This is a genomic window from Cohnella zeiphila, from assembly GCF_014212055.1.
GTDB classification, from domain to species: Bacteria; Bacillota; Bacilli; order Paenibacillales; family Paenibacillaceae; genus Cohnella; species Cohnella zeiphila.
Window position 1 is genome coordinate 1 of sequence record NZ_JACJVO010000005.1, and the last position, 25,021, is coordinate 25,021.

The 25,021-nt window shown below is 59.7% G+C and carries 27 protein-coding genes and 1 tRNA gene; 19 read left to right on the forward strand and 9 right to left on the reverse strand.

Annotated features, from left to right (window positions below; all coding sequences use genetic code 11):
* Window positions 1–279 precede the first annotated feature (279 nt).
* Together H7C18_RS03920 and H7C18_RS03925 are read left to right on the forward strand one after the other, a co-directional pair.
* On the forward strand, window positions 280–3,522 hold the full coding sequence (locus tag H7C18_RS03920; protein ID WP_185127714.1) for an efflux RND transporter permease subunit: 3,243 nt from the start codon (window positions 280–282) through the stop codon (window positions 3,520–3,522).
* An 83-nt stretch (window positions 3,523–3,605) separates the two neighbouring features.
* A complete protein-coding gene (locus H7C18_RS03925; protein WP_185127715.1) occupies window positions 3,606–4,529 on the forward strand; it encodes a TetR/AcrR family transcriptional regulator in 924 nt (307 codons plus the stop codon).
* Between the two features lie 63 nt (window positions 4,530–4,592).
* On the opposite strand, the gene H7C18_RS03930 is transcribed toward H7C18_RS03925, so the two are convergent.
* Window positions 4,593–5,471, reverse strand: coding sequence for an aldose epimerase family protein (locus H7C18_RS03930; RefSeq protein WP_238357457.1), 879 nt, complete (start codon window positions 5,469–5,471; stop codon window positions 4,593–4,595).
* Between the two features lie 42 nt (window positions 5,472–5,513).
* Window positions 5,514–6,107, reverse strand: a complete 594-nt coding sequence (locus tag H7C18_RS03935; RefSeq protein WP_185127908.1) for a YdeI/OmpD-associated family protein — start codon at window positions 6,105–6,107, stop codon at window positions 5,514–5,516.
* Between the two features lie 283 nt (window positions 6,108–6,390).
* Between H7C18_RS03935 and H7C18_RS03940 the strand changes: the two genes are divergently transcribed.
* Entirely contained in the window at window positions 6,391–7,554 is a 1,164-nt protein-coding gene (locus H7C18_RS03940; RefSeq protein WP_185127716.1) for a phosphodiester glycosidase family protein, read from the forward strand.
* 65 nt (window positions 7,555–7,619) lie between these two features.
* On the opposite strand, the gene H7C18_RS03945 is transcribed toward H7C18_RS03940, so the two are convergent.
* Together H7C18_RS03945 and H7C18_RS03950 are read right to left on the reverse strand one after the other, a co-directional pair.
* Window positions 7,620–8,228, reverse strand: a complete 609-nt coding sequence (locus H7C18_RS03945; RefSeq protein ID WP_185127717.1) for a DUF3298 and DUF4163 domain-containing protein — start codon at window positions 8,226–8,228, stop codon at window positions 7,620–7,622.
* 79 nt (window positions 8,229–8,307) lie between these two features.
* A complete protein-coding gene (locus tag H7C18_RS03950; protein ID WP_185127718.1) occupies window positions 8,308–9,303 on the reverse strand; it encodes an SPL family radical SAM protein in 996 nt (331 codons plus the stop codon).
* 184 nt (window positions 9,304–9,487) lie between these two features.
* On the opposite strand from H7C18_RS03950, the gene H7C18_RS03955 reads away from it, so the two are divergent.
* Window positions 9,488–9,563, forward strand: a tRNA-Thr gene (locus H7C18_RS03955).
* A 64-nt stretch (window positions 9,564–9,627) separates the two neighbouring features.
* Here H7C18_RS03955 and H7C18_RS03960 read toward each other — a convergent pair.
* Complete coding sequence (locus H7C18_RS03960) at window positions 9,628–10,563, reverse strand: ATP-dependent DNA ligase (protein WP_185127719.1); 936 nt, start codon at window positions 10,561–10,563, stop codon at window positions 9,628–9,630.
* Between the two features lie 432 nt (window positions 10,564–10,995).
* On the opposite strand from H7C18_RS03960, the gene H7C18_RS03965 reads away from it, so the two are divergent.
* On the forward strand, window positions 10,996–11,529 hold the full coding sequence (locus H7C18_RS03965; RefSeq protein WP_202886930.1) for a type 1 glutamine amidotransferase domain-containing protein: 534 nt from the start codon (window positions 10,996–10,998) through the stop codon (window positions 11,527–11,529).
* Window positions 11,530–11,582: 53 nt separating this feature from the next.
* Here H7C18_RS03965 and H7C18_RS03970 read toward each other — a convergent pair whose 3' ends face one another.
* From H7C18_RS03970 to H7C18_RS03985, 4 genes are all read right to left on the reverse strand, one after another.
* Window positions 11,583–11,807, reverse strand: coding sequence for a hypothetical protein (locus H7C18_RS03970; RefSeq protein ID WP_185127720.1), 225 nt, complete (start codon window positions 11,805–11,807; stop codon window positions 11,583–11,585).
* On the reverse strand, window positions 11,804–12,814 hold the full coding sequence (locus H7C18_RS03975; protein WP_337912855.1) for a TIR domain-containing protein: 1,011 nt from the start codon (window positions 12,812–12,814) through the stop codon (window positions 11,804–11,806). Before H7C18_RS03975 ends, H7C18_RS03970 begins: the two co-directional genes overlap by 4 nt.
* A 430-nt stretch (window positions 12,815–13,244) precedes the next feature.
* The gene (locus tag H7C18_RS03980; protein ID WP_238357458.1) at window positions 13,245–13,853 is read right to left on the reverse strand and encodes an ImmA/IrrE family metallo-endopeptidase; all 609 of its coding nucleotides are present in this window, start codon (window positions 13,851–13,853) and stop codon (window positions 13,245–13,247) included.
* Window positions 13,854–13,937: 84 nt separating this feature from the next.
* The gene (locus H7C18_RS03985) at window positions 13,938–14,336 is read right to left on the reverse strand and encodes a helix-turn-helix domain-containing protein (RefSeq protein ID WP_185127723.1); all 399 of its coding nucleotides are present in this window, start codon (window positions 14,334–14,336) and stop codon (window positions 13,938–13,940) included.
* A gap of 241 nt (window positions 14,337–14,577) precedes the next feature.
* Between H7C18_RS03985 and H7C18_RS03990 the strand changes: the two genes are divergently transcribed.
* From H7C18_RS03990 to H7C18_RS04055, 14 genes are all read left to right on the forward strand, one after another.
* A complete protein-coding gene (locus tag H7C18_RS03990) occupies window positions 14,578–15,162 on the forward strand; it encodes a sigma factor-like helix-turn-helix DNA-binding protein (protein WP_185127724.1) in 585 nt (194 codons plus the stop codon).
* 106 nt (window positions 15,163–15,268) lie between these two features.
* A complete protein-coding gene (locus H7C18_RS03995) occupies window positions 15,269–16,135 on the forward strand; it encodes a hypothetical protein (RefSeq protein ID WP_185127725.1) in 867 nt (288 codons plus the stop codon).
* 3 nt (window positions 16,136–16,138) lie between these two features.
* The gene (locus tag H7C18_RS04000; protein WP_185127726.1) at window positions 16,139–16,483 is read left to right on the forward strand and encodes a YqzN/YkzM domain-containing protein; all 345 of its coding nucleotides are present in this window, start codon (window positions 16,139–16,141) and stop codon (window positions 16,481–16,483) included.
* Window positions 16,484–16,485: 2 nt separating this feature from the next.
* Complete coding sequence (locus H7C18_RS04005; protein ID WP_185127727.1) at window positions 16,486–17,937, forward strand: phage tail sheath family protein; 1,452 nt, start codon at window positions 16,486–16,488, stop codon at window positions 17,935–17,937.
* A 15-nt stretch (window positions 17,938–17,952) separates the two neighbouring features.
* A complete protein-coding gene (locus H7C18_RS04010; RefSeq protein WP_185127728.1) occupies window positions 17,953–18,360 on the forward strand; it encodes a phage tail tube protein in 408 nt (135 codons plus the stop codon).
* A gap of 315 nt (window positions 18,361–18,675) precedes the next feature.
* A complete protein-coding gene (locus H7C18_RS04015; protein ID WP_185127729.1) occupies window positions 18,676–19,080 on the forward strand; it encodes a phage tail assembly chaperone in 405 nt (134 codons plus the stop codon).
* 23 nt (window positions 19,081–19,103) lie between these two features.
* Window positions 19,104–19,247 carry a hypothetical protein gene (locus tag H7C18_RS04020; RefSeq protein ID WP_185127730.1) on the forward strand — a complete coding sequence of 48 codons (144 nt, stop codon included), beginning with the start codon at window positions 19,104–19,106 and terminating at the stop codon, window positions 19,245–19,247.
* 4 nt (window positions 19,248–19,251) lie between these two features.
* Window positions 19,252–20,889, forward strand: coding sequence for a hypothetical protein (locus H7C18_RS04025; protein ID WP_185127731.1), 1,638 nt, complete (start codon window positions 19,252–19,254; stop codon window positions 20,887–20,889).
* Window positions 20,890–20,930: 41 nt separating this feature from the next.
* The gene (locus H7C18_RS04030; RefSeq protein ID WP_185127732.1) at window positions 20,931–21,560 is read left to right on the forward strand and encodes a LysM peptidoglycan-binding domain-containing protein; all 630 of its coding nucleotides are present in this window, start codon (window positions 20,931–20,933) and stop codon (window positions 21,558–21,560) included.
* Complete coding sequence (locus H7C18_RS04035) at window positions 21,557–22,522, forward strand: XkdQ/YqbQ family protein (protein WP_185127733.1); 966 nt, start codon at window positions 21,557–21,559, stop codon at window positions 22,520–22,522. Before H7C18_RS04030 ends, H7C18_RS04035 begins: the two co-directional genes overlap by 4 nt.
* Window positions 22,515–22,904, forward strand: coding sequence for a hypothetical protein (locus H7C18_RS04040; RefSeq protein ID WP_185127734.1), 390 nt, complete (start codon window positions 22,515–22,517; stop codon window positions 22,902–22,904). Before H7C18_RS04035 ends, H7C18_RS04040 begins: the two co-directional genes overlap by 8 nt.
* Entirely contained in the window at window positions 22,897–23,346 is a 450-nt protein-coding gene (locus tag H7C18_RS04045) for a DUF2634 domain-containing protein (RefSeq protein WP_185127735.1), read from the forward strand. Before H7C18_RS04040 ends, H7C18_RS04045 begins: the two co-directional genes overlap by 8 nt.
* Window positions 23,346–24,455 (forward strand): baseplate J/gp47 family protein, encoded by a 1,110-nt coding sequence (locus H7C18_RS04050; protein ID WP_185127736.1) that lies wholly within the window; start codon window positions 23,346–23,348, stop codon window positions 24,453–24,455. Before H7C18_RS04045 ends, H7C18_RS04050 begins: the two co-directional genes overlap by 1 nt.
* Window positions 24,452–25,021: a YmfQ family protein gene (locus tag H7C18_RS04055; RefSeq protein ID WP_185127737.1), complete on the forward strand. Its 570-nt coding sequence runs from the start codon at window positions 24,452–24,454 to the stop codon at window positions 25,019–25,021. The genes H7C18_RS04050 and H7C18_RS04055 overlap by 4 nt, the downstream gene beginning before the upstream one ends.

Genomic DNA, 25,021 nt, shown 5'->3' on the forward strand with positions numbered 1-25,021 from the left:
TGGTCAGCCCTTCACTCTAGCCGCAGTCAAGCTCCCGTTTGCCCGAGAAAAGGTGCTCCTGTGTCGTTTTCGTGAACTTGAACGATTGTTCGAGAAACCTGAAACGAAGCTTAATAGGGCTCGTATAACCGGAGTAAAGCGTCCGGCATTCGTACATGAAATTGTCGTTTGACTTTTGAACGACCGTTCGATACGATGGGGGCGACATCCCGGACGGATGGGCCGCGCCGGGTTGGACAACCTGTAGGATGCAGACTTTGGCAGCAAAGGAGCGCGGATATGCGAAGCATCATCAATTTCTCATTGAACAACAAGTTCGCTTTATGGATGATTACTCTGATTGTTCTCGTGGCCGGCCTCTATTCCGGAACGAACATGAAGCAGGAGAGCCTCCCCAACCTGTCGTTGCCTTATTTGAGCGTGACGACGGTTTTTCCCGGGGCTTCCCCCGATGAAGTCGTCGATGAAGTGACGGCTCCGTTGGAGCAAAGGCTCAAAAATATCGAAGCGGTCAAAAACGTGACGTCGACTTCGATGGAGAACGCCTCCTCGATCATGATCGAGTTCAATTTCGGCCAGGACATGGACAAGGCGATGACCAACGTCCGCGACGCGATCGCTGCGGTAAAGCTGCCTTCCGGGGCGCAGGATCCGTCGCTGTCGAAGTTCTCGATCAACTCCTTCCCGGTCATCTCGCTGAGCGTCTCCGGCGGGAAAGACCTGGAGGATCTGACCCGGATCGTAAACAACGAGATCAAGCCGGATCTGGAAGGAATCTCGGGCGTCGCTTCCGTCTCGGTGTCGGGACAATTCGTCAAGGAAGTCGACCTGACGTTCAAAGAGGACAAGCTTAAGGAGCTCGGGCTGTCCCAGGACACGGTGCAGCAGCTGATCCAGGCGGCCGCGACGAAGGCTCAGCTGGGTATCTTCGAGCTCGGCACGACGGAGAAATCGATCGTCGTCGACGGAAGGGTCGCGACGATCGACGATCTGCGCAACTTGCCGATCCCGGTCATCCCGTCGGCCGGGGGCGCCTCGGCAGGCGCCGGAGCTGGAATGGGCGCAACCGGAGCCGGAGCCGGAGCGGCTTCCGGAGCGGGAGCTAGCTCCGGAGCGGGTGCGAATGCCGGCACGGGAGCAGGCGCCGGGGCGGCGGCAGGGGCTGCGGGCACTGGCGCAGGTGCGGGCGGCACGGGTGCGGCAGCCGGCACGGCGGCCGGACTTCCGACCGTGAAGCTGAGCGAGCTGGCAGACGTCGAGCTGGTCGGGCAGGCGGATTCGATCTCCCGCACGAACGGCAAAGAGTCGATCGGGATCCAGGTCGTCAAGGCAAACGACGCCAACACCGTCGATGTCGTAAATGCAGTGAAAGACGTGAAGTCGGATCTGCAATCCTCGCATCCGGAGCTCCAACTGGAAGTGCTGCTTGACCAAGGCAAGCCGATCGAGCAGTCGGTCAACACGATGCTGAACAAGGCGCTGTTCGGAGCGCTGTTCGCCGTTATCATTATTCTGCTGTTCCTGCGGAACATCCGCACGACGCTGATCTCGATCGTATCGATCCCGCTGTCGCTGCTGATCGCGATGCTGCTGCTGAACCAGTTCGACATCTCGCTGAACATTATGACGCTCGGCGCGATGACCGTCGCGATCGGGCGGGTGGTCGACGACTCGATCGTAGTCATCGAGAACATTTACCGGCGCATGTCTCTGACCGGCGAGAAGCTGAAGGGCAAAGACCTGGTGCGGGAAGCGACGCGCGAGATGTTCCTGCCGATCATGTCTTCCACTATCGTCACGATCGCCGTGTTCCTGCCTCTCGGCACGGTCAGCGGGATGGTCGGTCAGCTGTTCCTGCCGTTCGCGCTCACGATCGTGTTCGCGCTGCTGGCTTCCCTGATCGTCGCCGTTACCGTCGTTCCGATGCTGGCTCACATGCTGTTCCGCCGCGGCGTAAAGCCGGGCAAGGCGGCTCACCATGAAGACAAGCCCGGACGGCTGGCCGCCTTTTACCGGCGGGTATTGGCTTCCGTTCTCCGCCACAAGATTATTACGGTCATTGTCGCGCTCGTCATTCTGTTTGCGAGCTTTGGGCTGGTCCCGGTCATCGGCACGAGCTTCTTGCCGGATCAGGAAGACAAATACATGGCCGTTACGTACAACCCGGCTCCGGGCGATCGGCTTGAGGACGTGGAGAAGCGCGGGCTGGCCGCGGAAGATTACCTGCTGAAACAGCCGGACGTTACGATGATGCAGTATTCGATCGGCGGCAGCGGCAACCCGCTTCAGCAAAGCTCCTCCAAGTCGGGATTGTTCTACGTGCAGTTCAATCCGGACGTGAAGGACTTCGATCAGAAGAAGGAAGACATTCTGGCCGGGCTCAAAAAGACCGTTCCGGAAGGCGAATGGGGCCAGCTGGACATGTCCGGAGGGCTCGGCGGCAGCAAGTTCAGCCTAAGCGTATACGGCGACAAGCTGTCGGATATCGAACCGGTCGTCAACCGGATCGCGGACCTGATGAAGCAGGATCCTTCGTTCACGAAGATCGATACCGGCCTTTCCAAGACGTACGGGCAATACACGTTGGTGGCCGATCAGCAGAAGCTGAGCAGCTACGGGCTGACGACCGGCCAGATCGCGCTGGCGCTCATGCCGCAGCGCGACCGCCCGGTTCTGACGACGGTGGAAGACGGCGGGAACACTTACAACGTGTACGTGCAAGTGAACAACGACGTTTACGGCTCGATCGAGGATATCGAGAACAAGACCTTGAAGTCCGGGCTCGGCGTCGACGTTCCGATCAAGGACGTCGCCAAAGTCGAAGAGGGCACGGCCCAGGCTTCGATCGCCCGCGAGAACGGACGCATGGTCGTGACCGTCAGCGCGGAAGCGACGCAGTCCGACGTGGGGAAAGCTTCTTCCGAGCTGCAGAAAAAGGTCGACGAGATTCAGAAGCCCGAAGGCGTCGAAGTGAAATTCGGCGGCGTCACCGAGCAGATCAACGAGACGTTCTCGCAGCTGGGCATCGCCATCGCGGCCGCCATCGCCATCGTATACCTCGTGCTGGTGCTTACGTTCGGCGGGGCGCTCGCTCCGTTCGCGATCATGTTCGCTCTGCCGTTCGCCATCATCGGCGGACTGGTCGCCCTCTGGATTACCGGCGAGACGCTGAGCGTATCCGCGCTGATGGGCGCGCTGATGCTGATCGGGATCGTCGTGACCAACGCGATCGTGCTTGTCGACCGGATCATCCACAAGGAGAAGGAAGGCATGACGACCCGCGAAGCGATCCTGGAAGCGGCGGGCACCCGCCTGCGTCCGATTCTGATGACGGCGCTGGCGACGATCGGAGCGCTGCTGCCGCTGGCGTTCGGGTTCGAGAGCGCGGGCATTATCTCCCGCGGCCTCGGCGTCACCGTGATCGGCGGCCTCGTCAGCTCGACGCTGCTGACGCTGCTGATCGTTCCGATCGCCTATGAAGTTCTGATGAAGCTCCGCCGCAAGCCGAAGGCGGAAAGCTAAGATAGTTCCGTTAACGCGCCGGCGGCTATCCGCCGGCCGTTCTTGACTACGACGGCGGCCGTCCGGGAATCGGAGGGGATCGTTTGAACGACCGGAAACAGCAAATTGTCGAGGCGGCGTTGAAGTGCTTCTCGCGCAAAGGATTCCGCGCGACCTCGATCCAGGAGATCGTGGACGAGCTGGGCATGGCGAAAGGGTCGATCTACTTCTACTTCAAGTCGAAGGAAGATCTGCTGTTGTCGGTGATCGAGTCTTTCGGGGAGCGGCTGATGGCCGAAATGGCTCCGCTGCCGGAAGAACGCCCGCTTCCCCCGCGAGACCAGCTTCGGCTGCAGTTGAAGCGCCACTTCGAAACGATGGCCGAACAGCGGGATTTTCCGCTGATGCTGATGCGGGAGCCGGTTTCCGCGGAGGGCAGCAAGCCGCAGATCCAGATGATCCTGCGCAACATGCTTCGCCGGCATATCCGCTGGATACGGGACCATATCGAGAACATTTACGGTCCGGAATCGGCGCCCTATTGGGCGGACGGTGCGGCGCTTTTCCGGGGCATGATGATGGAATATTCGCGTGCTTTGTTATTGGGGAGAGCGCAGATCGATACGGGGCGGCTCGCTTCCTTTCTGACGGAACGGCTGGACGATATCGTCGCCGGGATGATCCGTTTGCAGGGGAGACCCGTGCTGACCCGATTGTACTCGGAAGAGGAAGGCGGCCCCTCGGACGCCGAGCCCCGCTATGAGGATCAGGTTCGGAGAGCGACCGGCGAGCTGCGGAGAACGATCGAACAAAGCTTAAGCGAAGCGGACGAGGAAGACGTTACGGTCGAGCGCCGCCGCAACGACTTTCTGTCGGCGTTGACGCTGCTCGAGACCGAATTCGCGAAGCCGGAGCCCGACCGGATCCTGATGGGCGGGATGCTCGCTTATATGAAGGAACTCGCCGTTCCGTCCTGGGAGCAGCCGCTGGAACGCTTGAGGGGCTGCTTTCAAGCCCGAACCGAATAGAAAAGCCCGGCTGACAGCGAATTTGAACGTTCGCCGTCAGCCGGGCTTTTTCGTTCCGGGAGTTCACGAATAGGAGATCGAAAGCTGCAGCTGCAGCGGTTCTCCCGGCTTCACCGAGATCAGCCCTTCCTTGCGGTTCAGCGCCTCGTTCGGCGCCGTCCACGGTTCGACGCAGATGAACGGCTTGCCTTCAACGCTCCAGAAGACGACAGCGCGGAACGCTTCGCTGTAATCCAGCCGAACAGTGCCTTTGCCCGCCAGCGGGAACGAGACGGCAGGCGTGCGGGCGTTCAGCAGCGCGACCGATTCTTTCAAGCCGCCCAGGTCGATCGTACCTTCGAACGGCTTGATCTTGCCGTCGTTATAGTCCAGATACTCCGTGGCGTCCGATTCGTAAGCGAGCTTTTTCCCTTCGCCGGTGGCGAAATAAGGGTGGAAGCCGGCCTGAACCGGCATCGGGCTCGCGGAACGGTTCGCGTACGTTTGGTCCAGCTCGAGCTTGCCGTCCTTCAGCCGGTATGTAAACTGAAGCTCGAAGTCGAACGGATACGAGGAGAGCGTCTCCTCGTTGCTGCGAAGAACGAGCGTAATGGACGCTTCGTCTTCGTCGCTTTGCCGGACGACTTCCCAAACGGAGGTGCGGGCGACGCCATGATTGCGCATGGAGTAGACTTGGCCGTCCCATTCGTAACGGCCGCCTTCGAGCTGGCCGCAGATCGGGAACAGGATCGGAATGCCTCCGCGAATGTTGGCGTTCGGATCGAGGAACGTGGCATGGTCCAGGTACAGCAGCTCTTCCCCGCGCAGCTTGCAGCCGATGACGATCCCGCCGCGCTCCGGGCAGATCCGCACGAGGGAATCGGTCTCGCTGTCCGACAGTTCGTAAATGCGATAGGTATCGACTTGACTTGCGACCTGGTAACGGGAACGCATATCGTTCATGATGATCAGCCTCCGAATTTAGGGTGGGAGAAAGGCAAATTCCTAATCGTTTAACCCTTTTCCATCGAGAATGCGATGCATATATTTTTCGACTCTCGACTCTCGCGTTTTGGATTGTTTGGGTGCGGAAAAATATAGCAGGTACGCTCGTTGCCGTCCCGGCGTCAATGCCTCAAAAGCCGACTTCAGGGGAGGGAGTTCCTCGAATTTATTTTGCAATTCTTCCGGAACGGTATACTCCGAATGCTTCTTATATTCCACCTGCAATCCGGCTTTTTCAACCTCGATGGCTTCATCTATATAGGTCTTCAATATAAGCTCCATCTCATCGATCTCTTGAACGTCGGCAAATCGGATCTGGCGCCCCGCCTGGACATTCTCCGTTTGCTGGATCAGGATCCCATGGGGATCTTTCAACAAAGCGCCTTTATGAAACAAAAGCGCGCAGTATTCTTTGAATCCATGGATCAATAAGATGTTTTTGTCCTCAAACGTATAACAGGGATGCATCCATTTAAATTCTTCGGTCAATCCGCAATCCAGGACGATCTCTCTCAGTTTCTCGTATTCTTTCTTCCATCTTTTGGATCTGCCTACAAACTCATCAACCTTGGGGTTCGTGATGCCAGCGGCCATCAAGGAACACTCCTCTTCCATTTTAAGATCGGTTCGCGAACCTTGTCCAGTCGATCGATGCTCCAATCTCGGCGTCTTCTCTTCCAGTATACCATCTGAAAAATCTCTGATACGCCGTTTTTCGCGATACGCGTGTCCCATGATACGGTTCCTGTCGGAAAAAAGCAGCTTCTTTGCGGATTTCCTGGGAAATGCCGTCGAAACGCGTAAACCCGAAACAAGTTTGCGATCCGTTACGTATATTAGATGGGTTTTCGGGAGTTATCGCAAAGGAGCGTGCCTAATGCCGCCGCTATCGACAACATCTAATTCTTCGCAGCCTTCCGCGCGAAGAAATCCAACCGGAGGCCAGAAGCTAAGCCGCGCCGCGCAAGCGAAAAGACGCAAAAAGCGCGGCTTTTGGCGGGTTCTGGGTTGGCTCGTCGCGGGAGCGCTGGTTTTGGCCATCGCATTTGTCGTATGGTTTTTCATGACGCCGTCGGGCACTTCGATCAGGCTGCGGCTTGCCGATACGATCATCACGACCCAGCATCGGGAGTGGGCGAAATATTTGATCGGCGAAAAGGGGCTGCAGGATCGGGTGGCCGAATACGCCAAGCAGTTCGAGCAGATGGGCGAGGAGAAAGATACGCACGTCATCGCGACGCCGTCGCCCAATGACGACAATCCTGCCGAGCAGAAGCCGCTCACGCAGATCGAGACGATCGACGGGAAAAGCTACCACGGCTATCTGCTGACCGTCAGCGATCCGACCAAGATTCGGCTGGTCGTTCCAAACAAGGTCGGCAAAGGCGAGAAGGTCACAAGCATGGTCACGCGCACCGGCGCGATCGCGGGAGTCAATGCCGGCGGTTTCGCCGACCCGAACTGGAAGGGCAACGGCTTCCAGCCGATCGGATTCGTCATTTCCGGGGGCAAGGTTTTCTATCGGGACGTCGGCCTGGATCAGAATACGCAGGTCGTCGGCATCGACAAGGACGGGAAGATGATCGCGGGCCGCTACACGATCAACGAGCTGTTGAAGCTGAATATTTCCGAAGCGGTCAGCTTCTCGCCGCGCATTATCGTCAACGGCAAGGGGCAGATCAAGAACCATGCCGCCGGCTGGGGCATCGCACCCCGAACGGTGATGGGGCAGAAGGAGGACGGCTCCATCATGTTCCTCGTCATCGACGGACGCCAGCCGGGCTACAGCATCGGGGCGGACTTGTACGACTGTCAGCAGGTCATGCTGGAACACGGAGCGGTCATCGCCGCCAATCTGGACGGAGGCTCGTCTACCGTGCTCGTCAAAGAAGGAGGCGATATCGTCAACAAGCCGTCGTCCGAACACGGCGAACGGTACTTGCCGACGGCGTTCCTCGTGTTCAACGATCCTTCCTCCGTGCAGGTGCCGAACATTTGGCAAGGCTTGACGTCCAAGGATATCGATCCGAGCAAGTGGTAAGACGCAAGGTGACCTCCGAACTCCGCCCGTCGGCCGGCGGAAGAGGAGGTCTTTTTTTTTCGTCCTTAATACATCATCTGGCCGAGCGGACCGTTCTCGTCGATGATGTCTTCGATGTCGTAGACCGAAATCGGAAAATACGGAAATCCCCAGGCGTACGGGACGATGGCGTAGAGCGGGAAGTAGACGACGAGCGCCTTGTCGGCGATGTAAAAGTCCTGATCGTCCGAGATGCCGGGATATTCGCCGAGCAGCGGCAGCTTGCGCGCCTTGATCTGCGCCTGGATGATGGTGTTTAACCGCTTCTTGTAGGCGCTGTCGGGTTTGAACAGATCGGACAGAGAGTAGCTGCGCCCGGTCTCGACGTCGAAGGTAAGCGACTTCTGCAAAGTGTTGCCGTGCGCGCCGCCGGTGAACGTATAATTCAACAGCGACAGGCTAAGCACTCCGCGTTGGTTCGTCTTGACCTCGAACGTCCCGTCCATCTCTTGAATGTCCGGACTCGGGTAGCTCTGCTGCTTCATGAGCTCTTGAGTCGCGGCCGTGATGGCGTCGTTCATTCGCTTCAAGGCCGCTTGGCTGGTGCCTCCCGTGACGACGGGGACGTTCACTTTAATATGAGGTTCCTTGATCTGGCGGACGGAGATCGGAACCATCAGCGTCTGGCCGTTCATGCGAATCCTCCCTTGGCATGGGCGATGGTCTATATAACCTATGCGAGGGAGGGGGAATTCGGTCCTTCGGATAAAAAAGCTAAAACAACGTCAACTGAACGGGAGCGCACGGATCGGCAGGAGGATCGGCGGGGCGGCGGAATTGCTGCGACTGTGCGGACTCCCCGTCCGCTGCCCGGCGGCGGCTCGCCGGTTCGGAAGAGGCGGAAGAGGAAGCGGCGTAGCTCTCGGCTTGTCGCAAGCCGTATCGGATCATCTGCGCTTGAATCCGCTCCTTGATCGGCCGCGTATAATCGTCGGGAAGGCGTTTGGAGCGCCAGTACAGCCGACCGTACCGTTCCGCGAGCTTCGGATCGAACGTCCGCAGCACGTTGAAAAACCACAGCTTGACGTCCGGCGTGGAGAGGCGAAGGAACGAAGGCATCACCTCGCGCAGGCCGGCCTTGGCGCAGGCGGCGATCAGTTCTTCCGTCTTCTCGGGGGTATCCGTCAAATACGGCAGGATCGGCGCCATGAAAATGCGGACGCGAACGCCCGCCTCCCGGAGCCGGCGTCCGCAGTCCAGCCGAAGCTTGGGCGACGGGGAGGAGGGCTCGAAGGTCCGCCAGACGAACGGATCGAGCGAATGAATGCTGACGTTGACGGACGAGCCGGGCATCTTCGTCAGCAGGTCCAAGTCCCGCAGGATAAGCGGGGACCGGGTCGTGACGCTGGCGGCGACGCCGAATTCCGCGAGCACCTCCAGACAGCCGCGCGTCAGCTTCGACCGGCCTTCCAGCTGCTGGTACGGGTCCGTCGCCGTTCCGATCGCCACCTCGCGCGGCACGCGCTTCCCCATCTTCGCGAGCTGCGCCCGCAGGATCGATGGAGCGTCTTCCTTCCAGAAGATGTGGCGCTGGAACGTATCGTCCGTCTCTTCCCCGAGATAGGCGTGGGTGCTGCGGGCGTAGCAAAAGCTGCAGCCGTGCTGACACCCCCGGTACGGGTTGATCGACCAATCGAACGGCATGGACGGCGCCTTGACGGGATTCAGGATCGACTTGGCGCTCATCGGTTCATACTGAGGAAGCGGCATATCGAACACCTCTGATGTAGAATGGGAACGTATGTTTGTAGTCCTTACTATAACAAATGACAGCCCAAGAGTAAATCCGCTAATTTTAGGGAGGAATTAACGCCGTAAAAAAATGGATGAAAAAACCTGGGACAAAACGCTTGACTTTAAGGGGTGAAGTCTTTAATATAATAAAAGTGTTCTTGCTGATGTAGCTCAGCTGGTAGAGCAACGCATTCGTAATGCGTAGGTCGGGGGTTCGAATCCCTTCATCAGCACCACTTAACTGTTCAAACGAGCGCGGCTTCGGATTCCGAAGCCGCGTTTTTGGCTTTTTAGGGCGTTTTATTCGAATCGACACTCCTCCGGAGGAACCTGCACGAACGCTTGGATGCTTGGTTGACGCAGCGATCGCCCTTCTTCCACCCTCCACTCCGCATATTGAATCTTGGCGGTCAGCAGCGGCTTCACCCAGTACGCTCCCTTCATGTCGGGATGGCGGCTGGCGAAGGGGCATTCGGAGGTACCGATGCTTCCGACCACGGCCGTCAATTCGACCCAATCCTGCGCGGTCAGCTTGCCCGTTCCGACTTTGCCGATAAAGATCAGCCTGCCTCCTTGGTACAATCCGGCCAGGACGGCGTTGACGATGCCGCCGTTCAGCGTATACCCGCCGATGACCGCGACGAGATCGCCGTAATTTTTCACCTTGACCCAACGCTCGTCCTTGCCTCCGAACGCGTAGGCGGAGTCGGCGTTTTTGGCAACAATGCCTTCCATCTTCTGCGCTCGAATGACTTCCAGCAGCGCCGGACCGTCCGGATGGGACGCGACCGGTTGAACGAAGGGACCGGGGACGAGGAGATCGGCCAAGAGCCGCTGCCTCTCCCGGAGCGGAAGGGAATGAGTCCACGCTCCGTCCGCGTACAGCACATCGAATACCATATAGGAGATCGGCACCTCCTGACGCGCCTGAGGCACCTTGGACAGATTGCGGATGCCGTCCCGCCTCATCACTTCATGGAAGGAGGGCTTGCCGTCGGCCGCGAGGGCGATCACTTCGCCGTCCAGAATGAAGGAGGACGCACGGCAATACGTTCGCTCGGTCAGCTCCGGATATTGGGCGGTGCGCTCGTGTTTTTTGCGGTTGTACAGCCGAATGGCGCTGTCGTCGCAATAGGAGAGAATGCGGACGCCGTCCCATTTGATCTGGTAGATCCATGAATCCCCCAAGGGGACGGTATCGGAACGGATCGGCTCGAAAGGGATGATCGGGTTCATGGCTCTAGCGTGCCCCAAAAAAAGCGAAATCCCCCGATCCATACGGATTCGGGGGTCATTCGCGGGCGAACATTGTCTTCACAGATCCATAAAACTCCTTATCACTTGGAATGGAAGCATGCCGATGGCGATAAACGCATAAAGGAAGCCTTTGACGAACGCTGCAGCATCTTTCAATCTCATTTCCGGTCACTCCCGTCTTTTGCGCCCTCTCTTTGTCTTTTGTGTGACCATTGTATGAAAAGTCTGAAAACAAGTCAAAGCTCATTGCTTTTTGGGTAAGGTCATATCGGGGAATGTATCCGCTTAAAGAAAGCATGGACTGAGGTTGACCTGCCGAATCCTCGGTTTTGCTTGGAGGTTCGTCATTCTCCGGGATCTTTGGGGCAGGATAAGAAGCAGTCTCAGAACGAAAGACGGGAGGGAACGAGCATGAAACAAAGCGTGAGGAAAGTCGCTTTTCTGCTGGCGGACGGGTATGAGGATTCCGAGATGAAGCATCCGTACGACGCGCTCGTCGAGAACGGCAACGATAACATCATTATCAGCACGGAGAAAGGCAAGGAATTGAAGGGGAAAAAGGGAACGATCGCCTATACCTCGCATCTGGCGGCAGCCGAAGCGAACGCGGAAGACTACGAAGCGGTCGTCATTCCGGGTGGCGGTTCCCCGGCGAAGCTGAGGGAGGACCCGGCCGTGCTTGAATTCGTCCGGGAGGCCGACCGCAAGGGAATCCCGATCGCGGCGATCTGCCACGGACCTCAGGTACTGGCGTCGGCCGGACTGCTGAAAGGCCGGACGCTGACCGGTTATGCCGGCATCCAGGGCGAGATCGAAGCGGCGGGCGGAACGTTCGTCGACCGGGAAGTCGTCGCCGACGGCAACTTGATCACGTCGCGAGGTCCGCAGGACGAGCCGGCGTTCATCCAGCAGACGATCGAGCGGCTCGGCGTATCGGCATATTGAGATCTTGCGCGCAAAAAAAGAAGCCCCGGCCGCGGCCGGGGCTGTCCAAGATTTTAAGCGAATGAGGGCTTGCGGTCGTCGACCTTGCCGCTGACCACTTTGATGTATTCCGTGTCGGCGCCGTCCGCCGAAGGCCCGATATATACGACGTCGCCCGCCGCTTGCTCCGCGTCGGCGCGATGCCGCCGGAATCCGATATGCGCTCCGGCCTTCTCGATCAGTCGGCGGGGAGACTTGGACGCGATGGGACGCACCTTCCCTTTGTTCGGCTGTCTCATGGCGTATCCCCTCCTTCAAGATGTCTGACGGTGATCAGCAGTTCGTCGTTGATCTGCACGATCTCTGCCAGCTGCTTATCGTTTAATTCTATTGTACCCGAAATATGAACGGAAAGTACCAGATCCTTGCCTAAAGGATAGCACAGGATATACACGATCGCAATCTCTCGGCGCCTGAAAAAGGACCATTCCCGGCTCCGGAACGCGTCGAGCACGAAGATGCGCTGGTCTCCGTCCTGCTTGCCGTCGTTGTCTTGCAGGTGAAAGGACCGGCCCCGGCCGACGTTGCCTCCGACCTGGCGAATGATCTCGTCGTCGAACTGCTTCCAGATCGCCGCTCCCGTAATACGGAATCCTGGCGGCGCGAGCAGGGAGTTGCGGATCGCTTCCGCATAGGCGGTATAGCGCTGTTCCGGATCCCGAACCGAGACGTTCCGGTGATACTCCCAGAAAAAATGAAGAATGCTCTGCTTCTGCTCCACCAGCCGGCCGGGGTCGACGAACCACTTCTCCGCCTCGATCGCTCTGGAGATCTCCCCGCAAGCCGGATCGACTGCCGCTCCGAACTTCCCGTCCTCGCGGATATGATATCCGAGCAAGGTAAGTCCCTGCAAATCGGAGAGCAAATGGAATTCGGAGACGGTCTCGCCCGGGATCAGGTCGTCCCGTTCCGGCAGGTCGCGGGGAATGAGACAGAACACGCGGCGCCGGCCGAGCCTTCCCCAGAACAGTCCCATCTCGAACAAAGTATTGTCCCTCGTAATGAATGCCGGCTTCTGCCGAATGAGCGCGACGTCGTCGGCGGCGAAGACGAAGATGCCGAAGTCGTTGGCCGCGAGCTCCCGTTCCAGCGCCTCCATCGTGTAGTCGTTCGCGCCGAACGTTCCGGCATACCACGGATTGACATGCGCTATGTATTCCAATTGCGAACTGACCGCCCGGGCATACGGGATCGCTTCGCGGGAGCAGCCGACGAAGACGTTCGGCTTCCGGTGCGCTGTCGTCACGATTAAACCTCCTTTGCTGGCTGGAGATGATTGCCATCTCCCAGTATACAGGTTCGGTCCGCGCATAGGAAGGCGCTCTCATGCGGACGTGCTTCGGCCTGTTGGGTTGCGCTTGAAATCTCGGGGCGGCTCCGGAAAAGAAGGGGATAGCCGAATTTATCGGCTATCTCGGTGCGTGAAGCCCGTGCAGAGGGGGAGATAGCCGATTTTTTCGGCTAACTTGGTGCGTCAAGCCCGTGCAGAGGGGGAGATAACCGATTTTATCGGCTAACTCGGTGCGTCAAGCCTGCACGGAGGGGGAGATAGCCGATTTTATCGGCTAACTCGGTGCGCCAAGCCTGTGCGGAGGGGGAGATAGCCGATTTTATCGGCTAACTCGGTGCGCCCAAACCCCTCGTCTCCCCTGTCTCCGGGCGGCGCTATGCCACGCTCACGGATTGATCCCGACGCGAAAACCGGAGGCGAGAGCGGCAGAGGCCCGTCGATGCGATCTTGCGTCAGCACCCGGCGCCCCATCGCCATCGCCGCGGGCTTGCGCCAGACGCTCGACCTCCTCCCACAGAATGGCTTCGAACGTACGCCGCCGGATCTGCTCCAGCCTGCGATAGGCGAGGGAATACGTTACGCCGAAGTGGGAGACGATCAGCTCCGCGGCGTCGCTCTGGCGGTCGGGAAAGCGAAGTCTTTTCAACATAAAAGACGGCATCGACGCGTACAGCACGAACCGGTTCGCTTCCGCTTCCTGACTCTCGAGGAACGGCTGCGGCATAAGCGTCTGGCTGCCGGCGTGCCTCAGCACGTGGCACAATTCATGCAGGAACTCCTCCCACTGCTCGGCCCGGCTCAGCCGCCTGTCGACGAGCACGGACCGCATGCCCATCCACTCGAGCGCCTTGCCGGGCTGGTTCATAAAATGAACCCAGACGTTCAGCCGTCCCGCCACCTCGTCGATCGTCAACTGGCCCGGCGTCAGTACTCCCGATTTGATCCACAAATTTTCGATCCACTGCTCCAGCGGAGTCGGTCTGTAGTAATTCATCATTTTCGGCACCTCGCAAGAAGAATAGGAATGTATGTTCGCTTTTATCCGGAAAAGAAAAGCCCTTGCGGGCCTGTCAGGCATTCATGAGCGGGATTGCTCCCCTTGCCGGTCTTCCGGCTTGCGTCCCCGTTCCTTCTCCCGGATGAACTCCCAGAAGCGGAGCATCTCTTCCTTTCTCTCGTCCGGCGCGTTGAGATAGTCCTTGAAAAACACCCCATGCTCCGGGTTGTTGACGAATCGCTCGAACTCGCTTCTCGCGTTCGGACCTGCCATCGTCGGGTCGTCGGTCCGGCCGACCAGGTAATCCGTCGTCGTACGGTAGTATTCGGCGAACCGTCCGAGCAGCTCGGGCTCGGGCTTGCGATCGTCCGACTCGTAGCGGGAGAGCTGCACGTTGCTGATTCCGAGCTCCCTGGCCGCGTCCAGCTGCGTTTTGCCCAGGCGGTCCCGGCGCTCCCGAAGGCGTCTGCCCAGCGTCATGGTTATCGACCCTCTGTCCGTAATTGGTAGAAACAGTGTATCACATTTTCCGGTTTGGTAAAATACTGAATTATTTTTTGGGAGAAAGGATTGACATTTGCCAAAATGGTAATGTATGATCGTTCCATATTCGCCAAATTGGTTAAGCGAGGCATCGAGGGCGGCGGGGATTGCAGCGTTCAGACCGTTCGTTTTGCCAAAATGGCAAATATCGATTTTCCCAAAAGGAGCGTGGAAAACGATGAACATTCAAGAGAATCGCGTTCGTGTGACGGATCTGGGGCCGGCGACGCTGGAAACTTACGAAGAGACGAGAAGAGAACTGCTGCGGGCCGCGGACCGGCTGACGCGCCGGATCCGGCAGATGGAGCCGGTGCGGACGATGGAGGAGATGAACGAGCTGCTGGAGGCGGATCGCGAGCGGAAGCTGCTCATGGAGATGATCTCGAGCTGCTCTTATATCATCGAATGGCTGGCCACCGGGCGGCGGCCCGGCAACCGGAGAGGCATCGAGCGCCGGGCCTCCTATCAGAGAGAGATTCCGACCGATCCGGCCCGCCTTCCGACGGCGGTATGGTTCGACCAAGAAGACGAACAAGAGGCGGGCGACGCGGAGATGAAGCATTTTCGATTGGAAGCGGCGCTTCGCGGTCTGACCGCCAGGGAGCGGGACTGTTACGTGCTTGCTCATGGGCAAGGCTGCTCTTTCTCCGAGATCGCGGGCATGCTGCATGTCAGCAAGTCCAGCGTCGGCACGTACATGGCACGGGCCCAGCGCAAAATCTCCCACAATATCGGACATGTCGTCATCATGCGGGTCGGCTGATGTCGCACGGCTGCCACCTAATGGATGAGACGACCGATAGCGGTCCGATCGAATCCGGCAACAACGGGAGGTCAAACGCACATGGCGCGGAAGGAAGTGACAATCCATGCGGGACGGAATCCGCCGGCGGCTCGTTGACGCCATTCCCGGCATCGGCGGCAGGGTGCTGGAATCGCACGACGACGGCACGGCGACGGACAAGCCTTATCTGGTACTGATCCAGGGGGAGGACGAAGGCTTGAACGGGTGGGCGGGCTTCGGAAGGATTTTCGAAGTGTGGCCGTACCAATCGGTGGCGTCGGGGTTCGCCTCGGTCGACCAGCTTGGCGAGGCGGTCGTGCAGGCGCTGGACGGGCATACGCTGACCGACGATGCGACGGGCGAAGTGTTCACCTGCCGGTATCACGGCACGGTCGGTTCCGACCGGACCGACGAAGAGCGGGACGCGCTGACGAGGGGGCTCCGCTTCCTGGTGGCGGCGGTCGATCCCGCGGAGCAGACGGACGCGGCGTCGGCGGACGAGTGGCTGGAAGCGCTGGCCGTCTGGACGCAAGCGGCGCTGGGCACCGACCCGGACTGGAGCGTCTACTGCGGCAAATGGCCGCAGGATTACCGGCTTCCCGCCGTTCTGTGGCGGGTGTCGGCGATGGAGACGGCGGACGGGAACGCGGCTTCGGTCCGGGTGCGCAAAATGGTGTTCGGGCATGTGCTCGGGCGGACGCCGAACGAGCAAATGAACGCGGCGGCGCAGATTGCCGAGCGTCTCAAGCAGGACGCCAAGATCGCGCTGAACGCGGAGAACCGTCAGTACGTCACCGTGCGGGAATGCGCGGTTATGGCCGAGGCCGACGCGTTGAGGACCGGCCAACTCATGGTCACGCTGACCCGCCGGACGGTGCGCCCGGAAGCTGTATCGTCGGGAGAAGCGCCGCTGATGAAAGAAGTCGTCTACCACCAAACGATGGGGGGATAAACATTGGCAATCCGAAGAAAAAAGGCGGCTGCGGAGGCGCAGCCGGTGGAGAGCGCGGCTGCTGCGCCGGAGCAGACGACGGTTGCACCCGAGCAAGCGCCTGGCGTATCCGCGCAGGAAGCGGCAGCAGCCGTCGGGGGTGGACAGACTTCGGCGAATGAAAACGGTCCGGCGAATGCCGCCGTCGTCCGATATGAGGCGGACGAGCTCATTCGGCAGGCGAGAGAGCTGTTCGGCGTCTCTCCGATCGCGGCCGTCGGGGCTTTCGCCGATCGCGGCTTCGCGCCGCTCACCGTTGAGCAGGCCCGGCAATCCATCCAACAATTCATGAACAGGAAGGTGAACTGATTATGGCAGGAGGCAATTGGAGCACGACGGACATGCCGGTTCTTCCCGGCTTTTACCTGGCGTTTCGTTCCGCCGCGGCGGCGGCGATCGTACCGGGAGCGCGAGGCGTGGTGGCCGTTCCGGTGCGGGCGCACTGGGGCCCGGTCGGGCAGTTCGTGGAGCTGACGAGCGAGGGACAGATCGCGGAGACGTTCTCGGACGTGGAGACGGGCGGCGCCACCGCGTATACGACGGCGCGCCTCGCGCTGCTGGGCGGAGCGAGCAAGGTGCTGGCGTACCGTCTGTCCGACGGTACGGACGCGGCGGCGTCGCTGACGCTTGCGGACACGACGGCCGATACGCCGGTCGGCGTGCTGAAGCTGGCCGGCAAAATGACCGGCGAGCGCGGCAACGGCTTCAAGGTGACCGTTCAAGCGAACGCAGCCGATTCGGCGCAGACGGATATCAAGCTGTACGAGGGAACGACGCTTCTTCGCACGTTCACCTTCGCGTCCGGCACCGTTCAGGCGGCGGCCGACGCGATTAACGGGGACGCGGCGAACAAGTGGATCGTCTCAACGAAGCTCAGCGACGGCAACGGCTCGCTCGCGGCGGTCGCTTCGGCGGCTCTGACCGGCGGTTTTTCCGGAATCGAGAGCGTGGACAACGGGGACTACGTGGCGGCGTTCGACGCGTTCGAGACGCAGGAGTTCAACGCGTTTGCGCTGGATGGCGTGACCGATCCGGCCTTGAACGCCAGCGCGCTGGCGTGGATCTCGCGGATCCGCTCGGAAGGCAAGGGCGTCATCGCCGTTCTCGGCGGTTCGTCCGCGGACGACAAGGCGGCCGACGCCGTCTCCAAAGCGGCGGCGCGCAGCGCCGGCTTCAACAGCGAAGGCGTCGTCAACGTCGGCGTCGGCGCGAAGCTGGGCGACGTCGAATACAGCTCGGCGCAGCTGTCCGCCTACGTCGCGGGCCTGATCGCCGGCCAAGCCTTGAGCGAATCGACGACGTACGCCCCGGCTCCGTTCGCCGACGTCACGCGCCGATGGACGCGCAGCGAGCAGGAGCAGGCGGTTCGCGGCGGCGTGTTCCTTTTCGTCCATGACGGCCGTCAGGTCAAGGCGCTGCGCGGGGTGAACACCCTGGTCTCGCTCGGCCAGAACCAGAACTCCGCCTGGAAAAAGATCCGCACGATCCGCGTCATGGACGCCATCAACGCCGACCTGCAGCGGACGGCGGAGGACAGCTACATCGGCAAGGTGAACAACACCGCCGAAGGCCGGCTCGCGCTCATCGGCGCCTGCAAGCAGTATTTGCAGACGCTGGCCCAATCCGGCGTCATCGAGGCGGACGGCTTCGACGTGGCCGAGGATACGAGCATCGTCGCGGAGCCGGATCAAGTGTTCCTCAAGTGGCAGGCTCGTCTCACCGACGTCGTGGAGCAAATTTTCGGCACGTTTATCGTGCAATAAGGGGGATAACGGAACATGATGGATCCGACCAGAGCCATTCTCGGCACGTATGGGCAAGTGTTTATCGACGGCGTGTGGCAGACGAACATCAACCACCTGGAAGCTTCGGTCGAGGTGGAGAAACGCGAGCTGAAGCTGGCGGGCTCGGAGTGGACCGTTCACAAGCTCGGCGCCAAAAAGGGCACCGGCACGATGAGCGGCTACAAGGTGACGAGCGACATGATCCGGCGCGGCTTCGCCAAGTTCGACGTCATCAACAAGCTGGACGATCCGGAAGCGTACGGGTTCGAGCGAATCCGCCTGGTGGGCTGTGTAGCGGACAAGCTCCAGCTCGCCAACTGGACGGCCGGCGAGGAAGTCGCCGAAGAGACGGCGTTCACGTTCGAGGGCTACGAGCTTCTCGACCCGATCTCGGCTAGCTGATTGTTGTCGGGGGCGTGACCGGCGGCCTCTGCCGAATGCCGGCTTCCACCGCCCTCCCGCCTCGAGCGCTAACGAAACCACACGCTCTTATCCGGCGAAAAAGAGTGCGGATGGCGCTCTAACGAAACGTAGAAGGCTTATTTGCTATTTTCGAATGGCAATTGGGAGTTATCGGCTCGAATAAGCTTTCCTCGTTTCGTTACGTTTGATCGAGCCTCGATTTTGCCGGCATAGCGTCGCTGAGTTTCGTTAGAGTCTGCCAGGGGGGACGGACAAGCCGTTCCCCTATCATTTTCAAAAGAGGAGGCTACCATCATGTCGTTCGAAGAATTGAGCGAAGAGCAGGTGCTGCAGCGGCTGCTGGATGCGGATACGGTGCCGGAGAAGTCGGTGCTGCTGGAGCGGCTCGGCGTTCCCGTACGGGTGCGGGGGCTGACCGGCAAGCAGGTGTTCAGCATCCGCGAGCGTTGCACCGAGCGCAAGGAGAAGCGCGGCCAGACGATCGAGCGGCTTGACGAAGAGCTGTTCAACGTCTCGCTGATCGCCGCTTCCACGGTGTCCCCGAACTGGGGGGATTCCAAGCTGCTGTCCAAGTTCTCCGCCAGCAGCGCGGAGGAAGTGATCAAGCGCATCCTGCTGGCCGGCGAGCTGTCGGCTCTCGGCGACGTCGTGCTCGACCTGTCCGGCTTCAACACGGAGCTTGAAGACGTAAAAAACTGATTCGCACCGGGGCGCTGGCCGGAATGCTCCACGCCATCTGGACGCGGCACCATCTGCGCCCCGGCGAATATTGGCGGCTGCCGCGCGGCGAGCAGCTGTTCCTGATGGCCAGCATGGAACTCGAGCTGGAGGCGGAAGAGGCGGCCTCCCAGAGGAAAGGAGGTTGAAGACATGTCCGCGGAAAACATCGCGAGCGTGGATCTGGTCATCGACGCCGACGGTCTGCGTCGCACCGGGCAGGCCCTCCGCTCATTGGAGAAGTATATGGAGCAGCTTCGCAAACGGGCCGAGCTGCTCTCCCGCGTCCGTATCACGCCGATCGTTCGGCTGAACGACTGCCTTTGTGGGCCGATCCGGCAAATCCGGCTGAAGCTGACGGAGCTGACGAAGCAAGCGTGGGTCGTTCCGATCCGCGCCAAATTCGTGCTGGATGCTAGGCTTCTGGAGCGGCTCAAGGCTTCGATTAAATTAAACGTCTCGCTAAACATAAAAGCTGATGCCCTGGTACGAGTGATGACACAGGTCGATACGAAGACTAGTGACAGCAAAGGTAAGGAAGACAAGGATAAAAAGCCGATCTGGAAGGATCAGCTTGATAAATTAGGTTCGGACATTGCGGATACTTATAGAAAACGGCTAGCTAAAGTGGCCACCGATTTCGGGGATTCGATTCTCACAAAGTTATCAGGAGTAAAAGCTTTTAGCCCGTTAAAATTTCTACTCCCCAAAAAAGAAGTTTATGATGTGCGTGTCACTAACATGGGCGAGCTCTTAGGGAGTAACCTCGGTAACCTTTTAACCGGAGAACCGGGAAAAAATGGCGCACCCGGTAAGGACGGCACATCCGGAAAACTCGATTCAGGCCGGGACGCCGGCTCATTGCCGACAGAAGAAAAGGCCAAGCCTCGCGGAATCAAGAGATTGTTCAGCCGTGGGAAAGGACTGTTCGCTTCATTAGGCAAAAAAGTTTTTCGGGGTGGACGAGGCAAAATCGGTACTGTAACCGCTCTTGCGGGGGCCGGGTTGGAACAAGCCATGGAAAAGGCAGGGCCTGCCGCACTCGACCTATCCTTCGCGAAAACCTCCAAAACAGCAGACCTTATGCAAAAGTCGGGCGGGTTTAAAAGTTGGATAAAAGGCGGGGCCAACAGACTGCTGTCTCTGGGGAAAAAGATGTTATCCGGAGGGGCAGCCAAAGTAAATGCCGAGGAAGCCGGAGAGGGGATTCCGGAACTTAGTCAAACAGCGGAAACTGTAGCCCGCAAATCGCCGCTTCGATCCATTGCCGGTCGAATTTTGAAAACATCAGGTAAATTGATCACCCCATTATCCATTGGAATGAGCGTGGCCGATATCGCCACAGCCAAACCGGGCAAGGAGCGCAACAAGGCGATCGGCAGCGCGATCGGAGGCAATGTGGGAGCGGCGGCGCTCGGCGCTCTCGGAACGTTAATCGCGCCCGGTGTCGGAACGGCCCTCGGAGCCACGGTCGGCGGCATCGCGGGAGACTGGCTCGGAGGCCAGATCGGAGGAGCGATCGGCAGCCTCAAGAAGTTCAACCCTTTCAAAAAGAAGAAAAAAGCGCCCGAAACGACGCCCACGCCGACCGATTCTTTTGCCGCCAAATCGGCCGAGAGTTTTACCGCTGCCAAAACGCAAGTCAACGCCTCCACCAACCTCAACGTCCAGATCCCGGCTGGAGCCGTGCAGCTGTCGATGCAGCAGAAGCTCGACTACGACGCGATCGCGAACGAGATCGGCGTCCGGATGGCGGCATCCATCAAGCAGACGGTCGAGAATCGAGTTTGATCATAGATAAGCAGAACCCCATCGGAAAGGGGGATACGCAATTGGATATTTACCTCGTCGAAGCGAGCGGGGAGAAGTTCCAGCTCCCGGTCAACCCCGAAGAGATTCGGATCAGCCGGGAAAAGCAATACGAGACCGTCAACATTCTCGCGCTCGGCGAGATCGACGTGGCGCAGCAGGAGAAGGTGAAGGAGATCTCGTTCTCCTCCTTTTTCCCGAAGGTGGCCGACCTCCGCTACTGCCGCTACGCCGACGTTCTCGATCCGCAAGAGGCGATGAACCGGCTGACCTCGATGATGAACGCCAAGCAACCCGTGCGCCTCATCATTACGGAGACGGCGGTCAATGTGCTCGTGTACGTGTCGGCTCATGCGTCGACTTTCTCGGGCGGGGAACCGGGGGACGTCTTCTACGACGCGACGTTCCGCACCTGGCGGGAGATGAAGGTTCGGCAGGCGCCGGGCTCCGCGGCGGCGGCCGCGGCGGCGCGGCCGGATACGAAGCCGGTCCCGAAGGTGTACACGGTGAAGGCGGGCGATACGCTGTCGGCCATCGCCAAGCGGGAGCTGGGCAGCAGTTCGTCGTGGAAGGCGATTTATGACAAAAACAAAGCGCTGATCGGAAGCGACGCGAACAAGATCGTGCCGGGACAGAAGCTGGTGATGCCATGAGCGACTACGAGGTGGTGCTGGCCGACCGCTATTATTTACGCGAGCTGGTCGAAGAGATCACGCTGGAAGACTCGCTGGAGGAGATCGCCTACCGGGCGACGATCGCGCTGACCGTCACGCCGGACCTGCCGGCCATCGCGCCGGGCCAGACGATCCGCATCTCGGGCGTTCCGTTCGGGGGGACGGGCATGTCCCCGCTGCTCAATCCGGGCCTCGTCTGGGAATGCTCCAGCTCGAACGCCGGAACGAAGCATCTGAGCCTGACCGTATACGATCCGACGATCTATTTGGCCAAATCCGAGGACGAACGGCTGATGCCCGCCGGACAGACGGCCGCGCAGCGGCTGAAGCTGTACGCCAAGGAGTGGAGCATCGCGCTGGGCGACATTCAGGACACCCGCATCTCGCTCGCCCGGAACATCAAGCGGAGTCAGTCGATCTTTTCCATGCTGCAGGAGGATTTGCGAGAGACGGTGGACAAGGGCGGCGATCTGTTCCGGCCCCGGATGACGCCCGGCGGGCTGGATTTGGTGAAGCTGGGGAGCAACGGGACCGTGTGGGAGCTGGAATGGCTGGAGGAAGTGACCCAGCTTCGCACGCTGGAGGGCGCCGTAACGCAGGTCAAGGTGCTCGGAAGCGGAAGCGACGAGAAGCTGTCTCCGGTGCTGGCGCTCGTCAAAGGCGAGACCGCCAAATACGGCACGCTGCAAAAAGTCATCCAAGACTGCAAGATCGAGACGGTCGACGAGGCCAAGAAAGCGGCGAAAAACGCGCTGCTGGGCATGCAAGAGACGTTTTCGGCGACGGCTCCCGACATCAACACGATCCGCGCCGGCGACAAGGTCCGGCTGAACGGGCTGGATCTGATCGTCACGCATGTGGTTCATCGCCTCGGCACGCCGGGGCATATGGAGCTGGAGCTGGCCGCCGAGGAGAAAGTAAGGAGGGACTTCTGTGTCTGATCCGTTCAAAAAGCTGGTGTCCACGCTGGAGGGACGCTTTAGCGGCATCGCGTCGCAGGCGGTCTCCGGTCTGCCGGCCGAGCTGGGCACGATTACGGAAGCGGGGCTGAAGCTGGATTCGTTCAAATACGAGATTCCGGATTACGGGCTGGCCGAATGGCTGGTGAAGCTTCATTTGCCGGCTTTTTCGCTGGCCGGCACGCTTACCGTGTCCGGTTCCTCCGCGCAGGAGGCCCGGTTCGATCTGCCCGAGACCGAGATCGATGAAGTGAAGGTGGACTGGCAAGCCGGCGTTCGCCCGGGCGACCGGGTGCTGGCGATTCCGGTCAACGACGGCAACCATGCCGTCGTTGTATGCAAGGTGGTGGGCGCGGATGGCTAATCTTTTTCCGACGGTGGATGCCGGAGTGGAAGCCGCGCCTGCCGACAGCGCCCCCGTCATGTTCGGGCGGAGTTATCGGTTCGATTATGAGGCCGGAGAGTTCGTGCTGACCCCGACCGGCAAAATCGCCGGAGCGGAAGGAACGGACGCCTGGCTCGAATGGTGCTCGAAGGCGCTGCAGACGGAGCGCTACCGCTATCTGGTGTACTCGCGCAATTACGGGCAGGAGTTCGACGGCCTGATCGGGCTCGGCTTGTCCCGGGCCGGGGTGGAGAGCGAGATCTCGCGCATGGCGACGGAGACGCTGATGGCCGATCCGCGCACGGCTTCGGTCCGCAATTTCTCGTTCAGTTGGGAGAACGATAGCTGCTCTTTCAGCTGCGAGGTAGCCAACGTCCGGGACGATACCGGAATCCTTCAAGGAAGCGCGGTGATGATTTGATGGCAGTATTGCCGGAATATTTGACCGATCAGACGGAGGAAAACATTCGGGCGCGAATGCTGGATCGCATTCCCGCGGATGTGGACAAGTCGGAGGGCTCGTTCGTGTGGGATGCCATCGCTCCTTCCGCCTACGAGCTGTTCAACTCGGCCGTCTGGGCGCAAGAGGTGCTGCGGCGAGGGTTCGCCTCGACGACGTTCGGCGGCTATTTGGATTTGCGGTGCGAAGAGCATGGGCTCACGAGACGGCCGGCGGTGACGGCGGCGGGCACCGTTCGATTAAACGGCGTACCTGGAACGAAGATTCCGGCCGGAACCCTGTTCGCTACGGCGGCCGACCCGGTGACGGGAAGCTCCTCCATCGAATTCGCAACTTCGAAGGAAGCCGCGTTGGACGAACAAGGGACGGCCGAGGTCGACATCGACGCGGTTGTAGCCGGAAGCGCGGGCAATGTGGCGGCGGGAGCCATCACTTTGATTGTGTCGGCGTTGAGCGGCGTTCGTTCGGTGACGAACGAAGCGGCTACCACGGGCGGGACGGAAACCGAAGATGACGAGTCGCTTTTAGCCCGCTACTCGGCAAAGGTGAAAAGCCCGGGAACCAGCGGCAACAAGGCGGACTACATCCAGTGGGCGCTGTCGGTTCCGGGCGTCGGCGGGGTGCAGGTCGCTCCTTTATGGGATGGGCCGGGGACGGTAAAGGTTACTCTTCTTGACGAAGATAAGCAGGCGGCTTCCTCCAAAATCGTCTCCGACGTGCAGGAGCTCATCGCGCCGTCCAATGGCGGCGAGGGTCTCGCTCCGATCGGCGCGATCGTAACCGTTGCAGCATCGACTGAGGTACCGATCCATATTTCCGCCAAGTTGACGCTTGCCACCGGAACCACGATGGACACGGTAAAGGCCGTGATTGAGGAGGGGGTCCAAGCTTATTTGCAGCAGCTAGCCTTCTCCGATCCATTGGTTCGCTACACCCGGATCTCGGCCATCCTGTTGGACATTCCGCCGATTATCGACTATAAGGATTTGCTGGTCAACGGATTGCAGAACGTAAACATCGAGATGGCTGCCGGCGAGGTTGCGGTTCTGGGGGAGGTTAACGTTTCATGATTGAATTGCCAATGACCAGCTCCGCCGGGCAGCGGATGTTGACCTATCTTCCGGGTTATTATGCGACTTCGAAGGTTATTCGCTCCATGATGGACGCCGAAGGCCAGGAGTTGGATCAACTACAGGCAGCGCTAGACGACATTCTGAACCAGTTTTTCGTGTCCAGCGCTACCTGGGGGCTTAATCGCTGGGAGGCTGAGCTTGCCATCCCGATAGACGAGTCAAAGCCGATCGATCAGCGGCGGAGCGCGATTGTTTCCAAGATCAGGGGGACCGGAACGGTAACCGTTCAGCTCTTGCAGAAGGTTGCCCAGTCTTTTGAAAATGGGTCCATTCAGGTAACTCAGCAGCCGGAGCTTTATCAGTTCACGGTGAAGTTTGTGGATACATTGGGCCTGCCGCCTAATATAGACGACATCAAAGCTGCGATTGAAGAGATCAAACCAGCCCATTTGGAAGTGCAGTATGCCTTCCGCTATCTGACCGTCGGCGAAGTATCGACCATGACAATCGACCAACTTCAAACCCATCCCCTGACGGACTTCGCACCGTTCCTGGATGCATAG

Coding starts and splice junctions, on each gene's coding strand:
- H7C18_RS03920 (WP_185127714.1), top strand. CDS start 280: ATGCGAAGCATCATCAATTTCTCATTGAACAACAAGTTCGCTTTATGG.
- H7C18_RS03930 (WP_238357457.1), bottom strand. CDS start 5,471: ATGAACGATATGCGTTCCCGTTACCAGGTCGCAAGTCAAGTCGATACC.
- H7C18_RS03935 (WP_185127908.1), bottom strand. CDS start 6,107: ATGGCCGCTGGCATCACGAACCCCAAGGTTGATGAGTTTGTAGGCAGA.
- H7C18_RS03940 (WP_185127716.1), top strand. CDS start 6,391: ATGCCGCCGCTATCGACAACATCTAATTCTTCGCAGCCTTCCGCGCGA.
- H7C18_RS03945 (WP_185127717.1), bottom strand. CDS start 8,228: ATGAACGGCCAGACGCTGATGGTTCCGATCTCCGTCCGCCAGATCAAG.
- H7C18_RS03950 (WP_185127718.1), bottom strand. CDS start 9,303: ATGCCGCTTCCTCAGTATGAACCGATGAGCGCCAAGTCGATCCTGAAT.
- H7C18_RS03960 (WP_185127719.1), bottom strand. CDS start 10,563: ATGAACCCGATCATCCCTTTCGAGCCGATCCGTTCCGATACCGTCCCC.
- H7C18_RS03965 (WP_202886930.1), top strand. CDS start 10,996: ATGAAACAAAGCGTGAGGAAAGTCGCTTTTCTGCTGGCGGACGGGTAT.
- H7C18_RS03970 (WP_185127720.1), bottom strand. CDS start 11,807: ATGAGACAGCCGAACAAAGGGAAGGTGCGTCCCATCGCGTCCAAGTCT.
- H7C18_RS03980 (WP_238357458.1), bottom strand. CDS start 13,853: ATGAATTACTACAGACCGACTCCGCTGGAGCAGTGGATCGAAAATTTG.
- H7C18_RS03985 (WP_185127723.1), bottom strand. CDS start 14,336: ATGACGCTGGGCAGACGCCTTCGGGAGCGCCGGGACCGCCTGGGCAAA.
- H7C18_RS03990 (WP_185127724.1), top strand. CDS start 14,578: ATGAACATTCAAGAGAATCGCGTTCGTGTGACGGATCTGGGGCCGGCG.
- H7C18_RS03995 (WP_185127725.1), top strand. CDS start 15,269: ATGCGGGACGGAATCCGCCGGCGGCTCGTTGACGCCATTCCCGGCATC.
- H7C18_RS04005 (WP_185127727.1), top strand. CDS start 16,486: ATGGCAGGAGGCAATTGGAGCACGACGGACATGCCGGTTCTTCCCGGC.
- H7C18_RS04010 (WP_185127728.1), top strand. CDS start 17,953: ATGATGGATCCGACCAGAGCCATTCTCGGCACGTATGGGCAAGTGTTT.
- H7C18_RS04015 (WP_185127729.1), top strand. CDS start 18,676: ATGTCGTTCGAAGAATTGAGCGAAGAGCAGGTGCTGCAGCGGCTGCTG.
- H7C18_RS04020 (WP_185127730.1), top strand. CDS start 19,104: ATGCTCCACGCCATCTGGACGCGGCACCATCTGCGCCCCGGCGAATAT.
- H7C18_RS04025 (WP_185127731.1), top strand. CDS start 19,252: ATGTCCGCGGAAAACATCGCGAGCGTGGATCTGGTCATCGACGCCGAC.
- H7C18_RS04035 (WP_185127733.1), top strand. CDS start 21,557: ATGAGCGACTACGAGGTGGTGCTGGCCGACCGCTATTATTTACGCGAG.
- H7C18_RS04045 (WP_185127735.1), top strand. CDS start 22,897: ATGGCTAATCTTTTTCCGACGGTGGATGCCGGAGTGGAAGCCGCGCCT.
- H7C18_RS04050 (WP_185127736.1), top strand. CDS start 23,346: ATGGCAGTATTGCCGGAATATTTGACCGATCAGACGGAGGAAAACATT.
- H7C18_RS04055 (WP_185127737.1), top strand. CDS start 24,452: ATGATTGAATTGCCAATGACCAGCTCCGCCGGGCAGCGGATGTTGACC.